This is a genomic window from Brevundimonas sp. FV1ye7S (genome assembly GCF_058680995.1).
The window spans coordinates 932,376-947,982 of sequence record NZ_CM178726.1 but is presented as its reverse complement, the minus strand read 5'-3'; the positions used below and the strand labels follow the sequence as shown (position 1 = coordinate 947,982).

Annotated in this window: 12 protein-coding genes; 5 read left to right on the top strand and 7 right to left on the bottom strand. The window is 68.6% G+C overall.

Annotated elements, in window-relative coordinates:
- Positions 1–94: 94 nt before the first annotated feature.
- A complete protein-coding gene (locus ACW18C_RS04555) occupies positions 95–814 on the top strand; it encodes a UTRA domain-containing protein (protein WP_008264036.1) in 720 nt (239 codons plus the stop codon).
- On the opposite strand, the gene phnX is transcribed toward ACW18C_RS04555, so the two are convergent.
- Both phnX and ACW18C_RS04545 read right to left on the bottom strand, forming a co-directional pair.
- Entirely contained in the window at positions 811–1,620 is an 810-nt protein-coding gene (gene phnX / locus ACW18C_RS04550; protein ID WP_492073049.1) for a phosphonoacetaldehyde hydrolase, read from the bottom strand. The genes ACW18C_RS04555 and phnX overlap by 4 nt on opposite strands.
- Positions 1,617–2,750, bottom strand: a complete 1,134-nt coding sequence (locus ACW18C_RS04545) for a TIGR03364 family FAD-dependent oxidoreductase (RefSeq protein WP_492073047.1) — start codon at positions 2,748–2,750, stop codon at positions 1,617–1,619. Before ACW18C_RS04545 ends, phnX begins: the two co-directional genes overlap by 4 nt.
- A gap of 73 nt (positions 2,751–2,823) precedes the next feature.
- Between ACW18C_RS04545 and ACW18C_RS04540 the strand changes: the two genes are divergently transcribed.
- Entirely contained in the window at positions 2,824–4,137 is a 1,314-nt protein-coding gene (locus tag ACW18C_RS04540; protein ID WP_492073046.1) for a DUF5690 family protein, read from the top strand.
- Between the two features lie 17 nt (positions 4,138–4,154).
- Here ACW18C_RS04540 and ACW18C_RS04535 read toward each other — a convergent pair whose 3' ends face one another.
- The 3 genes from ACW18C_RS04535 to ACW18C_RS04525 are packed head-to-tail and all read right to left on the bottom strand — an operon-like array spanning position 4,155 to position 8,824.
- Positions 4,155–5,279, bottom strand: coding sequence for an osmoprotectant NAGGN system M42 family peptidase (locus ACW18C_RS04535; RefSeq protein ID WP_492073044.1), 1,125 nt, complete (start codon positions 5,277–5,279; stop codon positions 4,155–4,157).
- A gap of 10 nt (positions 5,280–5,289) precedes the next feature.
- Entirely contained in the window at positions 5,290–7,059 is a 1,770-nt protein-coding gene (gene ngg, locus ACW18C_RS04530; RefSeq protein ID WP_492073043.1) for an N-acetylglutaminylglutamine synthetase, read from the bottom strand.
- Positions 7,049–8,824 (bottom strand): N-acetylglutaminylglutamine amidotransferase, encoded by a 1,776-nt coding sequence (locus ACW18C_RS04525; protein WP_492073042.1) that lies wholly within the window; start codon positions 8,822–8,824, stop codon positions 7,049–7,051. The genes ngg and ACW18C_RS04525 overlap by 11 nt, the downstream gene beginning before the upstream one ends.
- A 64-nt stretch (positions 8,825–8,888) precedes the next feature.
- Here ACW18C_RS04525 and ACW18C_RS04520 point away from each other — a divergent pair, with 64 nt between their 5' ends.
- The gene (locus tag ACW18C_RS04520) at positions 8,889–9,371 is read left to right on the top strand and encodes a MarR family winged helix-turn-helix transcriptional regulator (RefSeq protein WP_492073041.1); all 483 of its coding nucleotides are present in this window, start codon (positions 8,889–8,891) and stop codon (positions 9,369–9,371) included.
- A gap of 30 nt (positions 9,372–9,401) precedes the next feature.
- On the opposite strand, the gene ACW18C_RS04515 is transcribed toward ACW18C_RS04520, so the two are convergent.
- On the bottom strand, positions 9,402–10,250 hold the full coding sequence (locus ACW18C_RS04515; protein WP_492073040.1) for a hypothetical protein: 849 nt from the start codon (positions 10,248–10,250) through the stop codon (positions 9,402–9,404).
- An 88-nt stretch (positions 10,251–10,338) separates the two neighbouring features.
- Here ACW18C_RS04515 and ACW18C_RS04510 point away from each other — a divergent pair, with 88 nt between their 5' ends.
- The gene (locus tag ACW18C_RS04510; protein ID WP_492073967.1) at positions 10,339–11,748 is read left to right on the top strand and encodes an SLC13 family permease; all 1,410 of its coding nucleotides are present in this window, start codon (positions 10,339–10,341) and stop codon (positions 11,746–11,748) included.
- Between the two features lie 185 nt (positions 11,749–11,933).
- Positions 11,934–14,645 (top strand): M14 family metallopeptidase, encoded by a 2,712-nt coding sequence (locus tag ACW18C_RS04505; RefSeq protein ID WP_492073039.1) that lies wholly within the window; start codon positions 11,934–11,936, stop codon positions 14,643–14,645.
- Positions 14,646–14,703: 58 nt separating this feature from the next.
- Here ACW18C_RS04505 and ACW18C_RS04500 read toward each other — a convergent pair whose 3' ends face one another.
- Complete coding sequence (locus tag ACW18C_RS04500; protein ID WP_492073037.1) at positions 14,704–15,606, bottom strand: dienelactone hydrolase family protein; 903 nt, start codon at positions 15,604–15,606, stop codon at positions 14,704–14,706.
- Position 15,607 lies beyond the last annotated feature (1 nt).

Here is a 15,607-nt window from a genome sequence, read left to right as displayed (position 1 = left end):
AACCGTCAGGGGGCTGATCCGGTTCACTTGACCCCACAGACACGACTTCTCATCCTCCGGTGGGGCGGGAATCGACCGTCGATCGAGCGATCCCATGACTCAGCCGGACAGCCTTCACTATCTCGGGGTGCGCGACGCCATCGCCACACGGATCGCGGGAGGAGAGTTGAAGCCCGGCGAACGCCTGCCCTCCGAACGTCAGTTGCAAGTGGGCGGCGGGGTGGCGCGCGGCACGATCCGGGAGGCCCTGTTCCAGCTGGAGGCCGAAGGGATCATCTATCGCAAGGACCGCAGCGGCTGGTACGTCTCGCCCCCGCCGGTGGTCTATGATCCGACCCGATGGGAAGGCTTCATGTCCTATGTCGAGGCCCAGGGCCGCCGCCCGGAGACCGAGACCCTCAGCAAGACGGAAATCGCCTGCACCCCCGCCCTGGCCCCCATCTTCGGCCGCCCGGTCGGCGCGCCGATGTATCGCATTCGCAGACGGCGTTCAGTCGATGGCCGCGCCGTACTGGTGGAGACCATCGTCGTCGACGCGGCCCTGGCCCCGGACCTGCTCAGCCACCCGCTGGACGGTTCGCTGACCAGCGTCCTGAAGTCCGCCTATAATATCGCCGTGGCCCGCAACCGGGTGGACATGCAGCCGTGCGCCCTGACCCGCGGCGAGGCCGAGGCGCTTCAGGTCAAGTCGGGACTGCCGGGGCTGAATGTGGTCCGCACCAGTTATGACGCCCAGGGTCGCGTGGTCGAGTTCGACCGCGAATACTGGCGCCACGACGCCCTGAAGATCAGCGTCGATATCCGGGTGCGTTAGGAAAGGCCGGCGCGCCGGGTCGCCTCGGCCTCCAGGGCGGGGATCAGATCGGCCACCGTGTCGATGACCAGATCGGCCCCGGCGTCATGCAGCCGGTCGGCGGCGGCCTTCAACAGAACGACGCGTTCATCGCCGTCCAGATCGGCCAGGGCCTGGGCGGTCAGACCGACCATATTGCCTGAGGCGGCCACGCCGATGGTGAAACAGCCGGCATTGCGCCCCTCGGCGACGCCCACCTCCGCATCGTCCACCTTGACCACGCGCGACAGGGGCCAGACGCCCAGATCGGCGCAGGCCTTGTAGATCATCAGCGGCGAGGGTCGCCCCTCCGGCGTCTCGTGGGCGCAGACCACCAGGTCGGGTGCGTACCCCTGAGCGGCGGCGCGCGGCAGGATCGCCTGCATCATCTCGCGGGTGTAGCCGGTGCAGGAGGCGATCTTCAGACCCAGGCTGCGCAGATGCGCCACGGCGTCCGCGGCGCCGGGGATCAGATCCGCCGTCTCCTCGGCCAGACGGATCATCGGGGCCTGGAGTTCGGCCATGACCTGATCGACAGCCTGCTGGTCCGGCGCCGCGGCGTGGACCGCCTGCCAGGCCTGGTTGATCCGGGGCTGTTCGAACAGGGCGCGGACGTGGTCGGCCTTGGCCCGGCCCATGTCGCGGCGGGCCTCCTCTTCACTGACGGGCGCGCCGAGGACGGCGAAGGCCTCCATCAGGGCCAGCACCGGGGCGCGGCTGCCGAAATCGACCATGGTGCCGGCCCAGTCGAAAACGACCATGTCGAAGCTGTCGCGGATGGAGGTCATGGTTCGAACGTCTCCTGAAACAGGTCTGCGATCACCTCTTCGCCAAAGGCGAAGGCGGTGGAGGCGCCGTTGCCGGCGGTGATGAGGGCGAGGCGAACGCAGGGGTGCGGCGCGGCGACCAGGTCGGCGTGCGGACCACGGGCATAGGTCCCCGTCCAGCGTTGCAGGACGGGCGGCGCGGGCCGGCCGGTGGCGGCGCGCCATTCATCCAGGATCAGTTGATCGACCGCCTCGTCGGCGAACGGATCGGGCGTGGCGGCGTCGTGATGGCTGTCGCCCACGACCAGGGCGCCGTCGGCGTCCTGCACCGCGATCAGGTGGACCCCCTCGGCCAGGGCCCGGCCCTGCTCCGCCTCCAGCCGCGCGCGCAGGGCGGCGGCCTCCGGCAAGTCGGCGTAGCCGCCGTAGCGAACCAGACCGAGGTCGGACATGACCGGCGCCGGCAAGTCAAAGCCGGGCGACGCCAGCCGCATCATCTGCAACTTGCAGCGCGCCAGGCCGGCGTCAGCCAGGCAATCAGGGAACAGGCTGACCAGATCGTCTCCGGGACAGACCACCACCCGCGCGGCCTCCACGACGCCCCGCCCCGTGACGACGCGCGGCGGCTCGACCGCCTGGACGACGGTCTGACGCAGAAACTCGACCCCGAAACGCCCCTCCAGCCACGCCGCCAGTCGCGGGATGGCCGTGCGGGAGTCGACACGCAATTCATGGGGACTCCAGAGGGCGGCGACCGTGTCAGGTCCGGTCGTCTCCGGCGATCGGGCCCGCGCCTCGTCCGGCGTCATCAGCCGACAGCCTTCACCCATCTCGGTGGCCATGAAGGCTTCCAGCACGGCTGCGGCCTCGGGCCTGCGCACGGGCAGCCAGAGGCCGTGTTGCAGGATCGGCACGCCCGCCTCGCCCGCGACCTCGCCCCAGACGGCGCGGCTGCGATGGGCGCGGCGCCACACCCGGCCGCGCGGCTGGCCGGTGACGGTGACGAACCCGAAGTTCCGGATCGAGGCGCCGTTCGCCTGGGCGTCACGGTCGAACACCACCACCGAAAGGCCGCGCCGTGCAGCGGCCAGGGCGCAGGCCAGGCCGACGATTCCCGCCCCCACCACAGCGACGTCGTACCGTCCCATCATCCCATCATCCTCGTCATTCAAGCGTCGCAGCAGTGGTCTAGACCACGTGGGTGCAACAGGATGATGTCAAACGATGAACCGGATGCGGCTCTGGCTGGCGAAGGCCAACCCCGTTGTCTTTGTGGCGTTCGCGGGCCTGGCGGGATTCTGCGCCTATTTCTCCATGTACGCCTTCCGCAAACCCTTCACCGCCGCGACCTTCGATGTCGTGGCCGGTTGGGATTTCGCCCTGGACTACAAGATCGCCCTCGTGATCGCGCAGGTGGCCGGCTACGCCCTGTCCAAGCTGATCGGGATCAAGGTGATCGCGGAGATGCGGCCCGAACGCCGAGCGGCCGCGATCATCCTGCTGATCGGCGTCTCCTGGATCGCTTTGGTCCTGTTCGCGGTCGTGCCAGCGCCATGGAATGTCGCGGCCCTGTTCCTCAACGGTCTGCCGCTCGGTCTGATCTGGGGCCTCGTGTTCGGTTTCATGGAGGGGCGACGCACCAGCGAGGTGCTGGGGGCGATCCTGTGCGCCAGCTTCATTCTGTCTTCCGGCGTCGTGAAATCGGTCGGCAAGGCCTTGATGGAGAACTGGCAGGTCAGCGAGTTCTGGATGCCGGCGGCCGTCGGGGTGGTCTTCATGCCTCTGCTGGCCGTTTCGGTGCTGGCCCTCGCCACCCTGCCCGCGCCCAGTCCCGCTGACGAAGCCGAGCGCGTGGCGCGTCGGCCGATGATGGCCAGAGAGCGCGCCGCCTTCCTGGCCGCGCACTGGCCGGTGCTGCTTCTGCTGGTCGCCGCCTATGTGATGCTGACGGCCTTCCGCGACCTGCGCGACAACTTCGCCGCCGAAATCTGGCAGGCGCTGGGCTACGGCGACGCCGCCTCGGTCTTCACCGCCAGCGAAGGGCCGGTGGCGGCCCTGTCGCTGGTGGCGATGGGCGTGTTGATCGCGGTGAAGAACAACGGCCGGGCCCTGCTGTTCATGCACGGCGTCATTCTGGCCGGGTTCGCCATCCTGGGCGCCTCGACTCTCGCCTTTCAGCAGGGCCTGCTGTCGCCGATCGTCTGGATGATCGCCGGCGGCGCGGGCCTGTACCTCGCCTACACCCCCTTCAACGCCATGCTGTTCGACCGGATGATCGCCTATTCGGGCACGGTCGCGACCGCCGGTTTCCTGATCTATGTGGCCGACTCCACCGGCTATCTGGGCAGCGTGGCGCTGCTGCTGTTCAAGAATTTCGGCGCTGTCGATCTGCCTTGGCTGCCCTTTTTCGTGGGCGCCGCCTACGCCACCAGCCTGGCCGGCCTCATATTGGTCGGAGGCGCCGCAATCCTGTTCCTGCGAGGACGTGGAGATGTATCTCCCTCTCCCAAGGTCTCGGAGGGCCAAGAGCGCCCCTGAGGGCGACGGCGGTTAGACTAGTCGTGGTCTTCATCCATCGGCTGGTGAGTGAAGCCTTTGACGCCGCTCAGTGGTTTGGCGTCGCGGCCGATCTCGACGTCGCTTTCGGCATAGGCGACCAGAAGGCGCGCCAGGTCCGTCAACGCGCTTTCGTGGATGCGTTCATAACCGTGGCTGGCGTCCACGCCGAAGGTGACCAGGGCCGTCCGGATGTCCGCGCCGGACTCCAGTGCAGAGGCCGAGTCCGAGCGGTAATATCGAAAGACGTCCTTCTGGTGCGGGATGTCATGCTCGCGCGCCAGCTGAACCAGTTTGCGCGACAGGTGCCAGTCGAACGGGCCCGTCTGGTCGGCCATGGCGATGGTGACGCCGAACTCGGACGAGTTCTGGCCCGGCGCGGTCGTGCCGTTATCGACCGTGACCATGGCCGCCACGTCCGGGATCAGCACGGACGAAGCGCCCAGCCCCACCTCCTCCGCGATGGTGAATAGCCACCAGGTGTCGACGGTCGGGGTGCGCTCTTCCCGGATCATGCATTCCAGCGCGGCCAGCAGGGTGGCGACCCCCGCCTTGTCGTCCAGATGGCGCGAGACGATGAAGCCGGTGTCCATGAACTCGGGCTGGGGGTCGATGGCGACGATGTCGCCGACGTCCACGCCAAGCGCCAGGGTGTCGTCCCGACCATGGGTCACGGCGTCGATGCGCAGCTCGATCTGGCGCCAGCTGACCGGCTGGGTGTCCACCTCCTCGTTGAACGTGTGACCCGAGGCCTTCAGCGGCAGGATGGTCCCCCGCCAGGCGCCGCCTTCGGAGAAGATCGTGGCCCGCGCGCCCTCGGCGAAGCGGGACGACCAGTGACCGATGGCCACCAGCTCCAGCCGGCCATTGTCCTTCACCTGTTTGACCTGGGCGCCCAGGGTGTCGACGTGGGCGACGATGGCGCGGGCGGGCTTGGCGGTCCGGCCCGGCAGCCGGGCCCGGATGGCGCCGCGCCGGGTCAGCTCATAGTCGAGCCCGAGCCGCTCCAGCTCGCGGCACAACTGCCACACCGCCTCGTCCGTATAGCCGGTGGGGCTGGGCGTGTTCAGCAGGTCGGCGAGGCGGGACTTGAGGTAGTCTAGGTCTATCGCAGGACGGGCCAAGGGGCCTCCTTCAGACGTCGGCCCGGACCACGGCGCGCGCCGAGGTCGGGGCTGACAGGGGGAACAGCAGATCGATGAAACGCTCGGCCGTCGGCTGGGGTTCGTGATTGGCCAGGCCGGGGCGTTCGTTGGCCTCGATGAAGGCGTAGTCGGCCTCGCGCGGCGACTTCACCATCAGGTCGACGCCGGTGACCGGGATGTCGATGGCGCGAGCGGCGGCGACGGCGGCGCGGATCAGGGTCGGGTGCACCTCCTCCGTCACGTCGTGGATGGTGCCGCCCAGGTGCAGATTGGCCGCCTTGCGCACCAGCACCTCCGCCCCCTCCGGCGCGACGTCGTCCAGCCGATAGCCGGCCTCGGCCAGCGTCCGCTCGGTCTCGCCGTCGATGGGAATGGTCGATTCCCCGCCTGTGGCGGCGGCGCGGCGACGGCTCTGGTGCTCGATCAGAGCGCGCAGGGTGGAGCGACCGTCGCCGACGACGCGCGGCGGGCGACGCAGGGCGCAGGCCACGACCTTGTAGTCGATCACCACCAGACGCAGGTCCTCGCCCTGGACCTGTTCCTCGATCAGCACCTCCGAACAGATGCGACGCGCGCGGACCAGGGCCGTCTGGACCTCGTTCATCGTCGTCAGGCCGACGGCGACGCCCTGGCCCTGCTCGCCCCGCGCGGGCTTGACCACCAGGGCGCCGAACCTGGCCAGGGCGGTGTCGATGGCGGACGGGTCGCCGGGGTCGATCCGTTCGGGCACGCGCACCCCGGCCGCCTCGACGATGCGCCGCGTCATCCGCTTGTCGTCGCAGATGCTGAGCGCTACGGCCGAGGTCAGCTCCGACAGGCTCTCGCGGCACCGCACCGACCGGCCGCCCCAGTTCAGGCGGAACAGCCCGCCCTCGGCGTCGATGATCTCGGTATGGATGCCGCGCCGCCGCGCCTCGTTGACGATGATCCGGGCATAAGGGTTCAGGTCATGGTCGTCGGTCGGACCGACGAACAGGGCCTCGTTGATCGGATTCTTGCGCTTGACCCCGAAGAAGGACACGCGGCGAAACCCCAACTTCTCGTACAGGGCGATGGCCTGATCGTTGTCGTGCATGACCGACAGGTCCATGTGGGCCAGGCCCTGGGTCTTGAAATGCTCGGCCAGACGCCGGACCAGGGCCTCGCCGACGCCTGGCTGGGTCGCCTGGGGATCGACCGCCAGACACCATAGGGACGAACCGCATTCGGGATCGTCGAAGGCGCGGACATGATTGACCCCCGTCACCGTGCCGATCACCGCTCCGGTGGTCGTATCCTCGGCGACGAAATAGGTCAGGGTCCGGTCGTCGCGATGCGACCAGAAGAAGTCGGGCGGCACCGGCACCATCTTGCGCTTGGCGTAGATGTCGTTGACCGCCTGGGCGTCCATCTCGGACGTCAGGCGCCGGACGGTGAACCCCCTCGGCTGGCGACGGCTGGCGCGATAGGTGGCCAGGTCCAGCCGATAGGTGTGCGACGGATCCAGAAACAGCTCCTGCGGCGCCTGGGCCAGCAAGACATGCGGATTGCGGACATAGAAGGCGATGTCGCGGCGGTCCGGCCCCTCGGCGCGCAGGGCGTCGACCAGCGGCTCGGCCGTGTCAAAGGTCTGGGCGAACAGCAGCCGGCCCCAGCCGCAGTCCAGCACGGCGTTGGGGCTGGGCCCCTCCCCCGTCCGCACCGGCGGCTTCAGCCCCTCATGACGCAGCCGCTTGAGCCGGTGCGCCTTGGACCGTTCAGGTCGGACGTCAGACGCCATGCTGTTGCATCCACATCTCGAGCACGGCGACCTGCCACAGCTCCGACCCGCGCAGCGGCGTGATATGTTCGGTCGGATTGGCGAACAGGGTGTCCAGATAGGCCTTGTCGAACAGGCCCCGGTCTCGCGCCGCCGAATTGGTCAGGGCTTCGCGCACCATCTCCAGATAGGGGCCCTGGATGTATTTCAGCGCGGGGACGGGGAAATAGCCCTTCTTGCGGTCGATCACCTCGGACGGGATCACCAGACGCGCCGCCTCCTTCAGCACCCCCTTGCCGCCCTGGGCCAGCTTGTGTTCGGGCGGGATCCGGCCGGCCAGCTCGACCAGCTCGTGGTCGAGGAAGGGCACCCGCGCCTCCAGACCCCAGGCCATGGTCATATTGTCGACCCGCTTCACCGGGTCGTCGACCAGCATCACCTGGCTGTCCAGACGCAGGGCCTGGTCCACCGGCGTCGCCGCCCGCCCTTGCGCGAAATGGGCCTCGACCAGGGCGCGGCTGACGTCGGTGTCGGCCATGTATGCGCCGTTCAGCTGGGTCTTCAGCGTCGCATGGCTGCGGTCGAAGAAGGCCTTGGCGTAGGTCTCGACCGGGTCGGTCGTCTCCAGCATCGGCGGGTACCAGTGATAGCCGGCGAACACCTCGTCTGCCCCCTGCCCCGACTGCACCACCTTGATATGTTTGGAGACTTCCTGGCTCAACAGGTAGAAGCCGACATTGTCGTAGGAGACCATCGGCTCCGACATGGCCCCGATGGTGCCCGGCAGGGCCTCCAACAGGCGGGCATGGGGCACGAAGATCTGGTGGTGCTTGGTCCCATAGTGTTTGGCGATCAGGTCGGAATAGACGAACTCGTCGCCCTTCTCGCCATTGGCTTCCTCGAAGCCGACCGAGAAGGTCATCAGATCCTTCTGGCCCAGTTCCGCCAGCAGGCCGACGATCAGGCTGGAGTCGACCCCGCCCGACAGCAGCACGCCGACCGGCACGTCCGCGACCATGCGGCGCTTCACCGCCTCGCGCAGACTGTCCAGCACCCGGTCGCGCCAGTCCTCGGCCGTCAGGGCCGCGTCCTCGGCATGGCGGGTCATGTCCGGCCGCCAGTACAGCCGGTCCTTGGCCGTCCCGTCCGCCTCGATCACCCGGATCGTCGCCGGCGGAAACTTCTTCACGCCCTTCAGTATGGTGTGCGGCGGCGGAACGACGGCGTGGAAGGTCATGTAGTGGTGCAGGCCGACCGGATCGATGGTCTTGTCCACGTCGCCCGCCGCCAGCAGAGCCGGCAAGGTCGAGGCGAAGCGCACGCGCTTGCCGCTCTCGGCCAGATACAGCGGCTTGATGCCGAAACGGTCGCGGGCGATCACGGTGCGGCCGGTGTCGCGTTCATGCAGGACGAAGGCGAACATGCCCTTGAACCGCTCGACGCAGGCCTCGCCCCAGGCCTTCCAGGCCTTGATGATGACCTCGGTGTCGCCGTGCGAGAAGAAACGGAACCCCATCCCCTGCAGCTCTTCGCGCAGTTCGGGATAGTTGTAGATGCAGCCGTTGAAAGCCAGGGTCACGCCCAGGTCGGCGTCCACCATCGGCTGCTGCGCCGCCTCAGACAGGTCGATGATCTTCAGCCGTCGATGCCCCAGGCCTACCGGGCCACGCATCACTATGCCGGACCCGTCCGGTCCACGGGGCGAGAGCGCATCTGTCATGCGTTGAACGGCGCCGGCGTCGGCCGGTCGTCCGTCGAAATTGATCTCGCCGCTAAGACCGCACATGGGTCCTCCTTGATTTGTGGAAGCAGCGTGTACAAATAGTTCGCACACGAAAGAGTTCAACCGGATGAGCGATATTTCTCCCGACGCGGCCGAAGACCTGTCCACGTCCCTGCTCCGGTCGGTGCGGCGGATCGCCCAGGCGATCGACGTCCGGTCGCGCGAGATCGCCCGTCTGACGGGCCTGACCCTGCCGCAACTTCTGGTGCTTCAATCGATCCGCGCGATGGGCGAGGTGAGCACCAGCGCCATTTCACGCGACGTCTCCATGTCGGCGCCCACCGTGGTGGCCGTTCTCGACAAGCTGGAGGCCAAGGAGATGGTCGTCCGCTATCGGTCCAGCATCGACCGACGCGTGGTTCACGCGCGCCTAACCGAGTCCGGCCGCCAGGCGTTGGCGGCGTCGCCGGGCCTGCTGGGCCAGAATTTCACGACCCGGTTCGACGGCCTTTCGCGCATGGATCGAGAGACGATGACCGCCGCAGCGGATCGCCTCGCCACGATGATGTCCGTCCGTAGCGCCGCCCCCGAGGATCCATCCTCGACCTGACCCGGCCCCGCCGAATGGCGAGCCCCGGCCTTACCCCGGCCGCCACTCGCTGAGCCCTTGGCCTTGGGCGTCCTCGAAGGCGACCCGGTCCAGTTGGACCGCGCCGATACAGACCGGGCGCTGATCCGGTCCGGCGGCGCGACAACGAATGGCGCGGCCGTCCGCAAAGGCCGTCATCCGCCCCTCCAGCACCAGTCGATACCCGTTCGTCGGCGCGACCGGGGCCTGGTCGCCCTCGGCGCGGACGGTGAATTCATAGGCCCGGCCGTTGCGGCGGCCGAGGCGCGAACCGTCTTCCTCGAACACGGCCGCCAGACCAAAGGTCTGGGGCGAGGCCGCCGTCGCGCCGTCCGCCGCCGGATCGCTCGGAACGCCCGGACAGCCGTCGGCGCGCAACCAAGGGCGAGGCAGCCAAAACCCCTCGGCCGCTTCCCAGCTGTCGGCGCCGCCCGCGACCATCGGCGAACCCGTCCAATCGGCCGGCGCCAGGGTCAGTTTCAGGCTCTTGCCCTTGTCGCCCCACGACCAGGCGGCCAGCCCGTCGCCCCCCGTCGCCCCAGCCGTCGACCGACCCGCGGGCGCGGGCCCGGCGCAGCCGAAGGCCTGACGGATGACGAAGCGGCGACCGGCCAGGGTGGCCCCGCCCGGGTCCTTGCCGGCGGCATAGGCCGAGGCCGCGACATCCATGGCCTGCAAGAGCCCGGTCCGATCCAGCACCGGCGCGGGACCGATGGCGACGACCGGCGGCGCGCTGACGGCAGGGGCCGGGGCCGGCGGCGGAGCGGGGGCGGCCTCCTCGCGCTGGCAGGCGGCGAGGAAAACAAGGGACGCCGCAAGCGCGACGACCGACGGGCGAGGCGACACGGTCGGTTCCAGCATGAATCCACCCTAGCATGGGTTCGCGCTTTCGGGGGCCATCGTGCGAAAAAGGTTGACGAAAGCTACGGAGACCGGTCTGCACAGGGTCATGACCTTCGATCAGATCGCCGCCCTGGCGGTGCTCATCGGCGTGGTCGGCGTGCTGATCCACGGCAAGCTTCGCGCCGATGTCGTCGCCCTGACTGGAGCCGCCGTCCTGCTGCTGCTGGGGGTGGTGCGGCCGGTCGAGGTGCAGAGCGCCTTCGCCAGCCCCGCTGTCATCGCCCTGGCCGGCCTGTTCGTCATCGCCTACGCCATCGAACTGTCGGGCCTGTTGGGCCTGCTGATCCGCCAGGCCACCCGACTGGCGGCCCGGATCGGGGCCATGGGCATCTGGATCGTCATCGGCCTGTGTGGGGGCGTCGGCGGTTTCCTGAACAATACGCCGGTCGTGGTGCTGGCGGCGCCCGTGATCCGCGACGTGGCCCAGTCCCTGCAGCTGTCGCCCAAGCGGTTCCTGATGCCCCTCAGCCATGTGACGGTGATGGGCGGCCTGCTGACCCTGATCGGCACCTCGACCAATCTGCTGGTCAACGACATGGCGCGCAATGCGGGCCAGCCGGTGTTCGGCCTGTTCGAGATCACGCCCGTGGGTCTGTTCATCGCGGTGATCGGCGGCCTGTGGCTCTATTTCGTCGGTGCGCGACAGCTGGGCCGGTCGGTGGCCAAGGACGAGGCCCAGGCCGCCCGTCTGGCCGAGATGGAAGGCGCGCGCCGCCGCGCCGAGGCGGAGGCGGCCGGACGACGCCGTCGCGCCCTGCCCTTCGGCCTGCCGCGCCTGGGGGAATCGCGCAACCAGTCGGACGGCTCGGGCGACGCCCATCTGGGCGACGTCGCCCTGTTCGGCGCGGCGGATCGCCCCTTCCGGCTTCGGCCCGCGCTGATCTCCCTGGCGATCTTCGCTCTGGTGATCGCCTCTGCCGCGCTCGGCTGGGCCCCGATCGCGGCCTCGGCCTTCGCCGGGGCGGTGGCGCTGATCCTGCTCAGGGTCATCACCCCCGAAGAGGCCTATGCCGGGCTTCGCCCCGAGATCCTGCTTCTGATCGCGGGCATGGTGGTGGTCGGCACCGCCATCGAGGTGACCGGCCTGGCCTCCGCCGGCGCCGACCGGCTGATCGACGTGATCCGGCCTATGGGGCCTCTTGGCGCGCTGATCGTGCTTTACGGCGTGACGCTGTTTGCAACGGAGCTCCTGTCCAACGCCACCGTCGCCGTGTTGATCACCCCCATCGCCGTGGCCCTGGCCGAAAGCCTGGGCGTCGATCCCCGCCCGTTCCTGGTGGGCGTGATGATGGCCGCCTCAGCCGCTTTCGCGACCCCGTTCGGCTATCAGACCAATGTGCTGGTCTTCAACATGGGCGGCTACAGCTACATGGACTTCGTCCGTGTCGGCCTGCCGTTGAACCTGGTCACCTGGGTCGCCGCGATGATCGCCATCCCGGTCTTCTTTCCGTTCTGACCCGACCAACGCGCTTCGGCGCCGGTCTGGCGGGCACGACGCATAGTTCGGGTTATCCCCGCCAATCAGCAAATTCTGCTGACTTCTGCGATGCGCCGCCCACAATGCGCCGAGCGGCGGCTTGTTGGAGGAAACGCGAGGCGCCGCGCGTCTAGATCACTAGACGGGGAATGGGGAGACAGAGAATGCTCAACCGAATTTGCACTGTGATCGCGATCGTCGCCGCAATGTCGGGAGGGTCTGCAGCGGCCCAGCCTGATCGGATCACATCGCCGCAGGACGCGTTTGGGCACGACGTCGGCGCTGACTATCAGCTGATCAATTATCGGCAGTTCGAAACCTATCTCCATACGCTCGCCGGCGAAACGGACCGTATGAAGCTGATGGAGATCGGCAAGACCTCCGAGGGGCGGACCCAGTATGTCGCCGCGGTCTCCTCGCCCGCCAATATCGCCCGCCTGGATCATTATCGCGATATCGCCCGGCGCCTGGCCAAGGCCGAGGACGTAGACGAGGCCGAAGCCCGGGCGCTGGCGGCCGAAGGCAAGGCTGTGGTCTGGATCGACGGCGGCCTGCACGCGACCGAGACCGTGCCGCCCCAGGCCCTGATCGCCGCCGTCCATGAATGGGTGACCGCTGAAGATCCCGAGGCCCTGCGGGTGCTGGACGACGTCATCATCCTGTTCGCGCCGCTGAATCCGGACGGCTGGGATCTGGTGGCCGACTGGTACATGCGCGAGGCGGACCCGGAGAAGCGCGAGTTCGCCAGCTTGCCGCGCCTGTATCAAGCCTATGTCGGCCACGACAACAACCGCGACTATTACCTGTCGGCGATGCCGGAGACGACCAACGTCAACCGCATGCTTTTCCGGGAGTGGTTCCCCCAGATCGTCTACAATCACCACCAGCCGGCGCCGGCGGGGACGGTCGTGTTCATGCCGCCGTTCCGGGACCCGTTCAACTACAACTACGACCCCCTGGCGATGACGACGCTGTCGGAGGTGGCCGCCGCCATGCACAACCGGCTGGTCGCCGAGGGCAAGCCCGGCGCGACCATGCGCAGCGGCGCCCGATACTCCACCTGGAACAACGGGATGGAGCGGTCGATCACCTATTTCCATAATTCGATCGGCCTGCTGACGGAGATCACCGGGCACCCCACGCCCAGCCGCATCGCCCTGGTTCCGGACAACCAGTTGCCGCGCAACGATCTGCCGGCCCCCATCGCGCCGCAGACCTGGCGCTTCCGGCAATCGATCGACTATTCGCTGTCGATCAATCGCGCGGTGCTGGACTATGCATCGCGCAATCGCGACCGGCTGCTGTTCAACATCTGGCGCATGGGCGCCAACGCCATCGCCCGGGGCGAGACCGACACCTGGCGCGTCACCCCGTCCCGCATCGAAGCCCTGAAGGCCGCGGCGGGCCAGACCGGCCGCACCGTCGATCCCGCCCTGTACGACAGGGTGTTGCACGACCCGGCGCTGCGCGATCCGCGCGCCTATGTCATCCCGGCGGACCAGGCCGACCTGCCGACCGCAGTCGCCTTCCTCAACAGCCTGATCAAGACCGGGGTGGACGTCGATCGCGCCACCCGCAGCTTCGCCGTCGCCGGGAAGTCCTATCCGGCCGGCTCCTTCGTCGTGCGGACGAACCAGGCCTATCGACCCCATGTGCTGGACATGTTCGAGCCGCAGGACCATCCGCACGACCTGCAGTATCCTGGCGGCCCCCCGGCCCTGCCCTATGACGCCACCGGCTATACGCTGGCGCTGCAGATGGGGGTGAAATTCGACCGGATCCTCGCCCCGTTCGAGGCCCCGCTCGAACGCGTGCCCGACCTGATCGCCCCCCCGCCCGGTCTTATCTCGGGACGGGGAGACGCGGGCTTCATCGTCGACCATGCGCAGGTCAACGGCTTCATCCTGACCAACCGGCTGCTCAAGGCGGGCCAGCCGGTCTTCTGGCAGAAGGCCGAGGTGCGGTCCGGCGGCCGGACCCTGGCGCCGGGCGCGCTGTGGATTCCCGCAACCGACACGTCCCGCGCCCTGGTCGAACAGGCCGCCGCCGAACTGGGCCTGAACGCCGAGGCCGTGTCGCGCGCCCCCGGCGGCCAGTCCATCGCGCTGAAACCGGTGCGGATCGGCCTGGTGGATCGCTATGGCGGCTCCATGTCCGCCGGCTGGACCCGCTGGCTGCTGGAGCAGTTCGAGTTTCCCTTCGAGGTCGTCTATCCCCAGCGTCTCGACGCCGGCGACCTGAAGACGGATTTCGACGTCCTCGTCTTCGCGCCCGACCTGCTGCCCGCCGACTTCCCGAACGGCGACGGCCGCAGGCAGCCCGCGCCGGAGACGATTCCCGAAGCCTTCCGTCCCTGGCTGGGCGACATCACCCGCGAACGCACCCTGCCCCAGATCGCCGCCTTCGCCGAGGCGGGTGGAACCGTGGTCACCGCCGGTTCGTCGCACAGACTGGCCTTGGCTCTGGGCGCGCCCGTCGACGACGTCCTGTCGACCGAAAGCGAAGGACGTCGCAGCCCCCTGCCCTCCACCCAACTGTTCATTCCGGGCGCCCTGCTGGCCGTGGACGTCGATCCGTCCGATCCGCTGGCCTATGGATCGCCGCCCCGTCTGGACGTCTTCTTCGACGAGAACGCCGCCTTCGCGGTGCGCGGAGACGCCCGGATCGCGGGGCGCTATCCCTCGCCGACCGTGGTGTCCAGCGGCTGGGCCATCGGTCCGGAGAGGCTGACCGGCGCCGCCGCGGCGATAGACGCGCCGCTGGGCCAGGGCCGCCTGATCATCCTGGGGCCGGATGTGATCAATCGCGCCCAGGCGCGGGCCTCGGTCCGCCTGCTGTTCAACGCCCTGTTCTACGGGCCGGCGACGGCGCCCTGACAGGCCGGCAAGAGAGCGTCGTGCAGTCGTCGCCCTCTTGCCGCTCTCGGACCGGGCTTCAGCGCGGGGCCAGCTGAGCCTCAAAGAAGTCGTCCAGCCGGTCGCGCACGTCTCGGGTGGCGGCGGCGTTGGCGGCGACCGCCTGCCGACTGCGGCTGGGATCGTCGAAGCCGTGGGCCGCGTCCGGATAGAGGGTCAGGTTCACCGGAGCGCCCGCCGCCTGCGCGCGATCAACCAGCGTCCGGCAGCTCTCCGGCGACACCTCCTTGTCGGCCGTGCCCATGAAGACTTCGACGGGCGCATAGGTCTTGTAGGCTTGTCGGAACCGGCCCTGCAGCCCGCAGCCCGGGTATAGGGCGACAGCCGCCCGGAAGCCGATCCGCCGCATGTCGCCGGGCTTGTCGTCCGCCAGAGCCGCCAGGACGGTGCTGGCGCCGTTGGAGAAGCCCATCAGGCCGACACGATCATCCGCCACTCCGTCCACGCCGCGCAGGAACCGGAGCGCGCCATAGGCGTCCAGCGGCCGAATCGTCACCTCGTTGATCTCTGGCGGCCGGGAACTGTAGGTCCCAGCCGCGAACCCGGTCGGATAGCCACGCGGCCCGAAGCTGTCGACCACAAGCGCGTAATAGCCTCGGTCAGTCCAATAGTCGGCCCAGAACTTCAGCCGCAAAGTCAGAGTCCGCGCCTCATAGACTCCGTCAGCCAGGGACGAATAGACGCCGCCCCGGCCGTGCATCAGCACGACGGCCGGTGCTCCGCCTTCCGGCGTAGGCCCCGCCGGCCGAAACATATAGCCGACCAGTTCGGTGCGCGGCTCGTCCATGCTGCGAAACACGATCCGCTCGCCGACGGTCTGTTCGGTCGCCGGAAGCGTCGCTGCGTCCTGTCGGGCAGAGGCGGGCGTGGATGCGACCACAATCGCCGCGGCGGCGGTCGCCATCATCAGTCGGTTCATCATC

What these genes read in the sequence shown, in the direction of transcription:
- ngg (WP_492073043.1), bottom strand. Translation starts at nt 7,059, where the DNA reads ATGGCGTCTGACGTCCGACCTGAACGGTCCAAGGCGCACCGGCTCAAG.
- ACW18C_RS04525 (WP_492073042.1), bottom strand. Translation starts at nt 8,824, where the DNA reads ATGTGCGGTCTTAGCGGCGAGATCAATTTCGACGGACGACCGGCCGAC.
- ACW18C_RS04520 (WP_492073041.1), top strand. Translation starts at nt 8,889, where the DNA reads ATGAGCGATATTTCTCCCGACGCGGCCGAAGACCTGTCCACGTCCCTG.
- ACW18C_RS04510 (WP_492073967.1), top strand. Translation starts at nt 10,339, where the DNA reads ATGACCTTCGATCAGATCGCCGCCCTGGCGGTGCTCATCGGCGTGGTC.
- phnX (WP_492073049.1), bottom strand. Translation starts at nt 1,620, where the DNA reads ATGACCTCCATCCGCGACAGCTTCGACATGGTCGTTTTCGACTGGGCC.
- ACW18C_RS04500 (WP_492073037.1), bottom strand. Translation starts at nt 15,606, where the DNA reads ATGATGAACCGACTGATGATGGCGACCGCCGCCGCGGCGATTGTGGTC.
- ACW18C_RS04505 (WP_492073039.1), top strand. Translation starts at nt 11,934, where the DNA reads ATGCTCAACCGAATTTGCACTGTGATCGCGATCGTCGCCGCAATGTCG.
- ACW18C_RS04555 (WP_008264036.1), top strand. Translation starts at nt 95, where the DNA reads ATGACTCAGCCGGACAGCCTTCACTATCTCGGGGTGCGCGACGCCATC.
- ACW18C_RS04540 (WP_492073046.1), top strand. Translation starts at nt 2,824, where the DNA reads ATGAACCGGATGCGGCTCTGGCTGGCGAAGGCCAACCCCGTTGTCTTT.
- ACW18C_RS04545 (WP_492073047.1), bottom strand. Translation starts at nt 2,750, where the DNA reads ATGATGGGACGGTACGACGTCGCTGTGGTGGGGGCGGGAATCGTCGGC.
- ACW18C_RS04515 (WP_492073040.1), bottom strand. Translation starts at nt 10,250, where the DNA reads ATGCTGGAACCGACCGTGTCGCCTCGCCCGTCGGTCGTCGCGCTTGCG.